We start from the raw sequence: 9,460 nt of genomic DNA on the forward strand, positions 1-9,460 counted from the left end.
CCGCGTCCGCCGGACAGTCCCCACCGAGCGCGACCGCGAGGGCCGCGTCCAGCAGAGGACTCGCCAACGACGATACAAGGCCCTGAACGACAATCCTGACTGCGTTGGGGAGCTGCCATGCTGTTGCGGTTCCAGGTGATGAATCACGCCTCCCTCAGGGAGGAGCAGGAGCTGTCGCTGGTCGCCTCGGTCGAGCGGCCGGAGCGGGCCGAGGCCACGGCCCCCGGTGACCTGCGAGCGGTACCCGTCCTCGCGGTCTACGGCACCAACGCCTCGGGCAAGTCGAACGTCATCGACGCGATCGGCTGGATGCGGGACGCGGTGCTGTCCTCGTTCCGCACCTGGGACCCGCGCGGAGGCGTTCCCCGTCGGCCGTTCGCCCTCCGAGCGGACGCCGCCGCCCATCCGAGCTCGTTCGCGGTCGACTTCGTGCTGAAGGGTGTCCGCCACCAGTTCGGTTTCTCGGTCGATGCCCGGCGGATCACCGAGGAGTGGCTCTACTACTACCCCGAAGGCAGACAGCGGCGGCTCTACGAGCGCGACGCCGAGGAGGGGGTCACCTTCGGGCGCTGGCTGACGGGCCGGCGCAAGGTCATCGCCGAGCTGCTCCGGCCGAACAGTCTCTACCTCTCCGTCGCCGCCGCACAGGGCCACGATCAACTGAGTGAGGTGTTCGGCTGGTTCGGCGCGGGGCTGCGGATGGCGACCGACGAGGACTTCTCGCTGCGCCTCGACCACACCGTGGACCTGTGTCTGTCGGACCAGGAACACGCCGTGGACGGGCCGATGTCGACGCTGCTCCGGTACGCCGACCTCGGGGTGTCCGGGCTTGAGATCAAGGAGTGGGAGCCGGAGGTCCTGGAGAGCGGCAAACGGGTCGTGCAGGCTGTCCGCGAGGCGCTGGGGGACGGATTCCAGGTGCAGGAGGCGGCCCGCAGGCAGGTGCGGATCGAACACCGCACGGCCGAAGGCGTCTTCTCCCTGGACCTCGCCCACGAGTCGAGCGGTACCCGCACCTGGATCGGACTGATCGGACCCGTCATCACCACGCTGACCGAGGGCGGTGTGCTCTGCGTCGACGAACTCGACGCGCGCCTGCACCCGTACCTCGTCGACGCGCTGGTCGGCCTGTTCCAGTCGCCCGACACCAACACCACTGGCGCGCAGCTCGTCTTCAGCACCCACGAGGCGGCGTTGCTCGGGCGGAACGTCCGGACGGAACTCTTCCGGGACCAGGTGTGGTTCACCGAGAAGGACCCGGAGACCCTGTCCACCCGGTTGTTCCCGCTCACCGAGTTCGTGGTGCGGGACTCCGGCGGAGGGGAACCCGGCGACAACCTGGAGAAGCGGTACCTCGGCGGGCGGTACGGCGCGGTTCCGCATCTGGAGGACGACCTGCTGCGGGAGATGGCCGCAGCTTTCCGGCACGGGGGTGGGCGTGAAGCGGGGAAAACCGCTGAAGCGGACGAAGGGCGCTCGCGAGGAGCAGCGTAGGTTCCTCATCTACTGCGAGGGGGAGTGCACGGAGGAGCAGTACTTCAAAGGGCTGAGAGCCGATCTCCGCGCGCTGCCGGTCACCATCCAACTGGGCGGCCGGTACGGCGAACCCCGTTCCCTGGTCCGGGAGGCGATCGCGCACAAGGAACGTGCCCCTCGCTCCTCGGCCGACCGCTGGACCTCGTACGACGAGGTGTGGTGCGTCATCGACGTGGAAGCGCCGGTTCCGCACCCCACCCTGCCGGAAGCTCTGCGTCTGGCCGAGCGCAACGGCATCGGCGTGGTGCGTTCCGACCCCTGCTTCGAGCTGTGGCTCCTGCTGCACTTCCAGGACAGCTTCGGCTACCTGACCTCGGACCAGGCGCAGCGCACGCTGGAGAAGCTCGGAGTGTGCGGTTACTCCAGCAACCGCAAGCACCTGGACTTCGAGGCGCTGCGCACCGGGCACGCGGACGCGAGGGGCCGTGCCCAGGCGCTTCGGGAGCGGGCGACGAAGGTGGCGGAGGGGCGTGCCGTGAACCCCTGGACCGATGTGGACCGCCTCGTGGAGGTGCTCAAGGAGTCCAGGGGGCGCAGGCCATAGCGCGCCCGCGGTGACCGCGCTCCCGGCCTCACGGGTGCAGCAACGCCCCCAGCGGGCTCCCCTCCGCCTCCGCCGCAGGGCGGGAGACGTACAGCGCGGTGTGGAAGGAGCCCTCGGTCTCCTTGCCCTGCGGGTCCTCGCCTGCGGCGAGGGTGGCGGCGACGGCGTACCGCTGCTCCTGCTCGCCGGTGAAGCGGCGTTGCGGGTAGGTCTGGGCGGTGTGCTTCTCGGTGGTCAGGCCGTGTGCGTCCAGGCAGTCGGCGATCGGCCGGTAGCTGCCGGTACGGAGCACGAACGCGGCCACCCACACCGGAGCGTCCGCCCCGGCGAGCAATGGCCCGAAGGTCCGGGGAGAGAGGAAGCTGACGCCGCCGGTGACGGTGATGAGGCGCACGTCCCGCGCGGCGCGCAGCAGGGCGGGGCTCGGGGGCGCGGTCTCCAGGTTCTCGGCGAAGCCGTCGTCGAGCAGGCCCACGGCACGGGCGTAGGCGATGGCTCTCGGGGCGGCGTCGAGACCGAGGACGCGGACCGCGTCGGGGCGCCGGTGGGCGGCGTAGAACTCCCTGTCCCGCTCGACGAGCCCGGCGGTGGTCAGCGCGGCGGCCTCCTCGGAGGTGTAGTGGGTGTAGAGGTCGCTCAGGGTGAGGTGGTGGTTGAGCAGGGCGGCGTTGATGCCGTACGAGCAGCAGAGGTCCAGCACCGTGGTCGCGGACGGATCGGCTTCGCCGGGTCGGAGGGCGAGGGCGCCGAGCAGGCGGCGGAAGACGCTCTGGGCGTGGTGCGGCGTCTGGTAGCCCCAGGGCCCCAGCCCCCGGAAGAACGCGCGGGGGTCGGGCTGGTCGTAGGTGTCGTCGAACGGGGTCATGGCGTCGGCAGGCCGTGCAGAACTCGCAGAACTCATCAGGCGTCCCTTCCCGAGCGTCCCTGCGGCCCCGGGCCGTCCTCCGGCGCGGTCGCACGGGCGCCGGGACCGGCGCGGACCCGGCATCCTTCCGGGCGAGTCAACGCCGGAAGTGGCCCCCTGGGAACAGGGCGGTGAGGAAACCGGCCACCCCGAGGGCGCCCCTGATCATCCGCCGCCTTCGTCACCCACGTGGATTCACCGGTGTCGAAGTCGCGGTGCTGCCCCTCACACGTCTCTGATGAGGACGCGCTCACCGCAGAGCTTCGACCAGTCGTCGCGGTCGGAGGTCAGCACGATCGCAGGGCTGGGGGAGCGGAGCGCGAGTGCCGCGACGAGGGCGTCGATGGCGTACTTGTGGCCGTGGAGTCCGCCCGAGTCCCGGAGCAGTGCCACCGCGGTCAGGGAGTCGTCCTGGCTGACCGGTTCCACCCGGAGCCGGGAGAGGAGCCAGTGCAGCCGGGCCATGTCCGTCTTGCCCTGGACGGCTTCGACGATGGTCAGCGCGGACACGATGACGGGCACCCCGGCCTGCCGGGAGGCTTCGATGCGTGCCGCCATCCTGCGGTCGTTGCGGAGCAGCAGGGAGAGCGCCTGCGAGTCCAGCACCACGGACCGGGCCGGTTGTTCCTTCACGCGGCGTCCTTGCCGGAGGCCCGTGCGTTCTCCTCCCCGAAGAGCTCCCGCCGGGCGTCCTCGACCTCCTGCTCCGTGAGCGCACCGTGCTCCTCTTCGTGCGAGGCCACGATGTCCGCGAGTCCGTCCATGGCGAGCTGATGCCTGACGGCCTCGGTGATGTAGCCGGACAGGCCACGGCGACCTGTCCGGGATCGCAACTCACTGATCAGCTCTGCGGGCATGGACACGGAGATGTTCTCGGTGGTGCCGGCTCGGGTCGGCTTCATGGCCTCAGTGTACGACAGTCACTATTACAGTGACGTGGGCTGCTGTACCGCAGTGGGGTACGGCAGGCAAGGCCTCACCGCGACGCGCTCTCGCGGACGCGTACGCACGTCGGCATCGAGCCGTGACGACTCCTGGTCCGAGGTCGAGAGGCGTCGGGCTGCCGACGTGGGGCGCCCTTTCTCACCCCCCGTGTTCGCGCAGCAGCTCGATCATGTTGCGCAGCATCGGGATGGCCGCGTCGCCGGCCTTGTCCTTGTCGTTGAAATGCATGAGTTCGTTCCGAACCTCACGCAACTCGTTCAGGCAGTCCGCGAATGATTTGCGGTCCAGCCGCCAACCGAGCTTGTCCCACTGTTCCTGGTTGCTCAGGACGCGCTGGTAGTCGCCGAAGGAGAGCTGGCCGAACGCGGTGAGTTTGCGGCGTCCGTCCGCGTCGCACAACGCGATCACGTCCGCCAGGTCGAGACCCTCTGAGATGACCCGGCGCAACTGTCGATCCAGATCGCCGATGAGCAGGAACGGCCTGGCTGTCGCGCCGTACTCCGCGGCCACGTCGGCGATGGTGACGATGCCGGCGATCTCGTTCGTCTGGTTCTTCACGAGGACGAAGCCGAACTTTTCGAGATGCGGCAGGACGTCGATCAGGTGATCCGCGTAGCTGACGGCGTGAGCCTTGACGATCGCTCGGGCGAAAGGTGCCTCGGTGTCTGTGTAACGGGCAAGCGCCATGGACTCCCATGTGACGGCGCCCTGGAGATTGCGAGTCCCGTTCAGGACCGGAAGCTGCGAGAACCCGTTGAGCCGCATCTTGGTGAAGGCTTCCTCGAAGCTGGCAGAGGACTTCACCGATGTCACTCCTCCCAGGGCAGAGCGCAGGTTGCCGACCGTCTGACCCTGTATGGGCTCGTCCTCGTCCTCGATCTTCTTGTCGACAGAGGTGCCGGGCGGCGGGGTGGTCAGGGGAGCGCTTTCCGGCTCCGTCGCCTCCGGCTCACCGGGCGTCCCTTCAGCGACTGGCCTCCCTGACGTCGGTTCGTCCTCGGTTGCTGCCTCTTGGCCGTCCTCGGTATCCACCGGCGGCCCGGTCAGGGTGACCTGGTCGTCGAGGCCGACCGCCGCGAAGTCCGGCATGGTGGACAGGCCGTGGTTCGCCAGTTCCGCGGCTATTTGATCGCTGACCAGGTAGCCGCGTCGGGAAGCGCCCCACCACGCCAGGAGGTTGCGGACGGTAAGTGTGATCGGTGCCGAGGCGTCAGCCTGCTTCCGGGCGTGCTTCAACCAGGCGTGCCGAGCTGCCGAATGGTCGTCCGGTGCCACATCGCCTGACATCGGTTCCGCAGCCGCGTCGAGAAACGCCTGTCGCAAGGAGTCCAGCAGCGTGCCGTCGGGCAGCCGCCAGGCGGTCCAGCCGTCATAGGGGCCCCGTCCAGTGGCCGCGGCCACTGCCTTCGAGGGGGTGGGGAACCTTTGGCCGTTGGGCAGTTCGATCTTGCCGTCCACGGTGACGAAGCCGGTGTATTCCTGCCCCGATCGCTGACGCAGGAACGTGAGTTGTGTCCCCGCGGCGAGCAGGTGGGCGTCCACCAGGTCCGAAACACGGACCCGTCGTCCACCGATCAGGTAGGAGGCCCGTCCGGCCGCCAGTTCCTCGACGCCGTCCGCGGTCGAATCCGACATCGGTGCCCGCCCTTCGTTCGCTCCCGACGAGACCTGATCGTCGCAGAGACGCTTGCCTGATGCTGAGGGTTGGACGAAGGGCATCGATGTGGGTCCGCCGGCCAGGAACCTGACATGGTCGTAACAGCGGCTGCACGGCGAGGTGGCAAGGCCATGGCGGTCGTTTCCACGTCAGGAGCTGGGTGTTGGCTGGGCAGGGAGACTTCGCCGTGGATCGTGCCGGACGACTTGTGGGAGCGGACCGATCCGCTCCTGGCGCGCAGGGAGGAAGGTGCCGTCGTGAGCGGCGGTCGGGGCAGGGCTTCTCGACCGCCCGCTCCAGCTGCCGGTATGAGGGCTGCGGACCGGCCCTGCGGTCACACGGGCACAGCCCGCCGGTCGTGGCCCTACTCCTCCGCCAGCTCCGCGACCCCCGTGATCCGGTGCAGCGGATACGTGCGGACCTCGTCCGCGGTGTGGTCGTACGCGGTGACGAAGCCGCCCTCCACCCGCACCGGGGCGATCACGCGCTGGCTGGCGGCGCCCTCCGCGTTGACGTAGCCGATCCAGAGCGTGGAGCCCGTCATGGCGGCGGCCTGGACGGTCGCGAGGGTGTCCGCCGCGGAGGTGCGCGGGAGCGTGCCGGACGGGGCGCCGGACTCGGCGGCGGGCTCCTTGCGGACCACCGTGGCGGCCGTGTCACCGGCCCGGATGGCCCGTACCGCCGCGCCGAGCAGGGTGTCGTCCGGTACCGGCGGCCCCTCGGGTACGGGCACGGGGGCGGTACGCGGCGGGGTGCGGCGGGCGCCGGCGCGGGTGATGAGGACGTCACCCTCGGCGGACTCGGCTGCCGGGGCGTAACCGAGGTCGCGGAGCCCGTCGAGGAGCGAGGCGGGGTCGGTCTGCGAGGCGAGGACGGTCGGGGCGAGCCGGCGCAGCCGCAGCACGGCCGAGCGCTTGTCGGCCAGGATCTCGTTGAGTACGGACTCGTCGTCGCAGCGAACGTACGAGGACGCGGCGCCGATCCGGAGGTGGCCGTGGCGCCGGGCCACGTCGTCGACCAGGTAGGTCAGCGGCTGCGGTACCGGGGTGCGGCTGTGCTTCGCGAGGAAGGCGTGCAGGTCGGAGGCGCTCTGTCCGGCGTCCAGCGCGCGGCGCACCGAGCCGGGGGTGAAGCGGTAGACCGTCGCGCCGCCCTTGGACTCGACGTCGGCGAGGACCGAGAGGACGTCGGCGAGCGGGCGTTCCAGCGGCCCGGGGGCGACGGCCGTCAGGTCGGCCTGGAGGAGCACGTGGTCGAGCGGTTCCGGCAGCAGCGGGGCGAGCAGCGCGGCGGCGGCGTCGGCCGGGGTCGCCGGGCGGCCCGCCGGGGTGCCGGTGCTTCCGGGGGCGGGCGGGAGCAGTGCCCGGGCCTGGGAGGAGAGGGCGCCGCGGCCGGTGATGCCGAGGAGTTCCGCCTCGTTGACCGTCCACAGGGCGATGCGGGAGCGCAGGTCGGAGGTGTTGCTCGCGCTCTCCTGCGCGGGGTGGACCTCGCCGCGCGAACCGCCGCGCAGCGGGCGTTCCCAGCGCAGCCGGGTGAGCAGGGTCGCGGGGTCGGGCGCGGTGCCACGCGGCAGCGCGGCGAAGAGGGCGAGCACCCGGCGGCGTACGTCGGGGGCGGTGGAGCGGTCGAGTTCGGGGCCGAGCGCGGACAGGGCGCGGCCCTTGGCGTCCTGTCCGCCGACCAGCCCGGCGGTACGGGTGGCCGCCAGCCAGGCGAGCGCGAGACGCGTCCACCGCTGGGCGGCGGGGAGTTCGAGCCAGTCGTCGTAGGCGGGCGTGGCGCCGTAGTGCTCGTCGCTCTCGCCGTCCGCGGCCAGCAGACCGGTGGCGTAGGCGAGTTCGACCCAGAACGCGGCGACCGGTTCCGTCGTGTCGAGGGCGCTCGCGACCCGCTTGAGCTCGCGCACGCTCAGCCCGCCGGAACGGAGCACGGTGGGGCCGCCGCCGTTCCACAGCTTCAGCAGGTCCTCGATGGTGGACAGGGCGAGGAACGCCTGCCCGGCCGCCGCTCTGTCCACAGCCTGTGGATCGCGTTCGGCGACCGGCTGGACGACCGGCGGCATCGGCTCCGGTACGCGATGGGCGCGCCCGGCCCGCAGATGCAGGGCCGCCTCGCGCGGCAGCACCACCGTGCGCGCCGACACCGGGAGCAGCAGACCTCGGTCGCGCAGCCAGCGGACGGGCGGGGTCGGACTCGGCGTGATCTCGCCGTACGGCGGGCCCCACACCAGCCGGTCCAGCACCGACAGGGCCTCCACGGGCGCGGAGTCCAGCAGTTCCGCCATGCGCGTGCGGTCGGTGAAGAGGGCGGTCAACGCGGCCACGGCGGAGACCGGGTCGTAGGTAGCGGAGAGTCCCGCTGCGGTCAGGATCTCCTGGAGCCGGCCCGGCGACATTCCGGCGGTGGCCTCCGCGACGGTCGGCCCGAGTCCGGTGGGGGAGGGGTGCTGCGGGGACGGCGCGAGCAGCTCCCGGGCGGTGCGCACCAGGTGCAGCCGCTCGTCCTCGCCCCAGACCAGGGCCTGTTCGCGCAGGGTCGCCAGGGCGCCCGGCAGCGCCGACGTGATGGCGGCGCCGGTGCTGTCGTGGTGGGCGCCGTCGTCGTGCCCGTCGCCGGTCAGCAGCCGCAACAGCGTGTCGTACGGCGCCGGATCGGGGGCCACCGCGAGGGCCTCGGCGGTCTGCAGCGCGAACCGATCGAGGTGTTCCAGCGCGCGCACCACGGAGGCCCGGGTGCCTGCTCGGGTGGCGAGCTGGGTGATGTCGCCCGGCACCGGCGTGAGCAGGTCGGGACGGGCGCGCAGCAGCCCGGCAAGCGCTTCGTCGCCGCGGACACGCAGAGCTTCGGCGAGCGTGCGCGGTGGTGTGGTCGTCCCCATCCGTCCCACGGTAGCCCCTGGAACGCTACGGTCGGAGCAGGTCAGCCGGAGGGAACCGAGGGGACGGGCCACGTGGGGATCGAGAGCGACCAGCTCGTCTACGAATTCTTGAGCCGTGTCGGAGACCTGGCACAGCGACAACAGCTCTCCTCCGGCGCCCGGATGAGGCTCGTCGCCCAGGTGCGCGACGAGATCGAGAAGCAGCGCGGGAAGGCCGGAGCCGACTCGCCGGCCGCCGTGCGGCGCATCATCGGCCGACTCGGAGAACCCGGCGAACTGGTCGCCGCCGCCGCCGAGTCGGCCGGCGGCGGGGAACCCGTACCGCCCTCGGCGCCGCTGCCGCCGCCGCGTTCGGCAACCTCCGCGCGGGAGACGGGGGGCGAGGCCGGTGACGCCCCGGCAGGACCGGTGCCGGCGCCCCGACGCGGGGTGTTCCGGCCCCGCCCCGCAGCCGAGGGGCCCGTCGGAGCGGGCGGCACGGAGGCGGAGCACCACGAAGAGGGATCACGGTGGGGCGCGTCGCCGTTCCGTAAGAACCGGGGCACAGGCCGGGACGCGGCACCGGAGGAAGCGGTGCCCGAGCCGGGCGGTGCGGCGGGGACGAGCGGGGTGGACTGGGCGGCGGAGACCGGGGACTCCGGCTACTGGCCCGATCCGTCCGCCCCGCACGTGATCGGCCTGGACCGGCTCGGCGACACCGTGGGCGAACCCGAGTGGTGGCGGGTCGAGCCGGGGCCGTTCGGCGAGTTCGGCGACGGGGTGCGGGTACCGGGGTTCATCGGCGGGGTGGAGATCCCCGCCCTGCTGAAGCCGCCGCCCCGCCCCCGCGAGGACGGCGAGGACGCCGAGGACGGCGATCCGGAGAAGACGGACGAGACCGGCAAGGCGGGTGGGACGGGCGAGGCGGACACGCCGGACCCCGCCCCCGCCCCCGTACGCCGGCGTCTGCCAGATCCGCGGCGGGCCCAGGTCAGCTGGTCCTGGCCGCCCGGC

Annotated in this window: 7 protein-coding genes and 1 pseudogene; 3 read left to right on the forward strand and 5 right to left on the reverse strand. The window is 71.8% G+C overall.

Going from position 1 to position 9,460, the window contains the following annotated elements; all coding sequences use genetic code 11:
* Positions 1 to 117: 117 nt before the first annotated feature.
* Positions 118 to 1,494, forward strand: a complete 1,377-nt coding sequence (locus ACWD3D_RS27845; RefSeq protein ID WP_451463537.1) for an AAA family ATPase — start codon at positions 118 to 120, stop codon at positions 1,492 to 1,494.
* Positions 1,439 to 2,080 carry an RloB family protein gene (locus ACWD3D_RS27850; RefSeq protein WP_451463538.1) on the forward strand — a complete coding sequence of 214 codons (642 nt, stop codon included), beginning with the start codon at positions 1,439 to 1,441 and terminating at the stop codon, positions 2,078 to 2,080. Before ACWD3D_RS27845 ends, ACWD3D_RS27850 begins: the two co-directional genes overlap by 56 nt.
* A gap of 28 nt (positions 2,081 to 2,108) precedes the next feature.
* Here the strand turns inward: ACWD3D_RS27850 and ACWD3D_RS27855 are convergent, their stop codons facing one another.
* The 5 genes from ACWD3D_RS27855 to ACWD3D_RS27875 all read right to left on the reverse strand — a co-directional run bounded on the left by ACWD3D_RS27855 (position 2,109) and on the right by ACWD3D_RS27875 (position 8,467).
* The gene (locus ACWD3D_RS27855; RefSeq protein ID WP_451463539.1) at positions 2,109 to 2,981 is read right to left on the reverse strand and encodes a hypothetical protein; all 873 of its coding nucleotides are present in this window, start codon (positions 2,979 to 2,981) and stop codon (positions 2,109 to 2,111) included.
* Positions 2,982 to 3,209: 228 nt separating this feature from the next.
* Positions 3,210 to 3,617 carry a PIN domain-containing protein gene (locus ACWD3D_RS27860; protein ID WP_451463540.1) on the reverse strand — a complete coding sequence of 136 codons (408 nt, stop codon included), beginning with the start codon at positions 3,615 to 3,617 and terminating at the stop codon, positions 3,210 to 3,212.
* Positions 3,614 to 3,886: a hypothetical protein gene (locus ACWD3D_RS27865; protein WP_451463541.1), complete on the reverse strand. Its 273-nt coding sequence runs from the start codon at positions 3,884 to 3,886 to the stop codon at positions 3,614 to 3,616. The genes ACWD3D_RS27860 and ACWD3D_RS27865 overlap by 4 nt, the downstream gene beginning before the upstream one ends.
* Before the next feature lie 181 nt (positions 3,887 to 4,067).
* On the reverse strand, positions 4,068 to 5,564 hold the full coding sequence (locus ACWD3D_RS27870; protein ID WP_451463542.1) for a restriction system modified-DNA reader domain-containing protein: 1,497 nt from the start codon (positions 5,562 to 5,564) through the stop codon (positions 4,068 to 4,070).
* A 386-nt stretch (positions 5,565 to 5,950) separates the two neighbouring features.
* A complete protein-coding gene (locus tag ACWD3D_RS27875; RefSeq protein WP_451463543.1) occupies positions 5,951 to 8,467 on the reverse strand; it encodes a helicase C-terminal domain-containing protein in 2,517 nt (838 codons plus the stop codon).
* Positions 8,468 to 8,539: 72 nt separating this feature from the next.
* On the opposite strand from ACWD3D_RS27875, the pseudogene ACWD3D_RS27880 reads away from it, so the two are divergent.
* Positions 8,540 to 9,460, forward strand: a pseudogene (locus tag ACWD3D_RS27880) (hypothetical protein); the annotation flags it as partial.

The organism is Streptomyces sp. NPDC002690 (assembly GCF_053592415.1).

What these genes read in the sequence shown, in the direction of transcription:
- ACWD3D_RS27875 (WP_451463543.1), bottom strand. Translation starts at nt 8,467, where the DNA reads ATGGGGACGACCACACCACCGCGCACGCTCGCCGAAGCTCTGCGTGTC.
- ACWD3D_RS27865 (WP_451463541.1), bottom strand. Translation starts at nt 3,886, where the DNA reads ATGAAGCCGACCCGAGCCGGCACCACCGAGAACATCTCCGTGTCCATG.
- ACWD3D_RS27845 (WP_451463537.1), top strand. Translation starts at nt 118, where the DNA reads ATGCTGTTGCGGTTCCAGGTGATGAATCACGCCTCCCTCAGGGAGGAG.
- ACWD3D_RS27870 (WP_451463542.1), bottom strand. Translation starts at nt 5,564, where the DNA reads ATGTCGGATTCGACCGCGGACGGCGTCGAGGAACTGGCGGCCGGACGG.
- ACWD3D_RS27855 (WP_451463539.1), bottom strand. Translation starts at nt 2,981, where the DNA reads ATGAGTTCTGCGAGTTCTGCACGGCCTGCCGACGCCATGACCCCGTTC.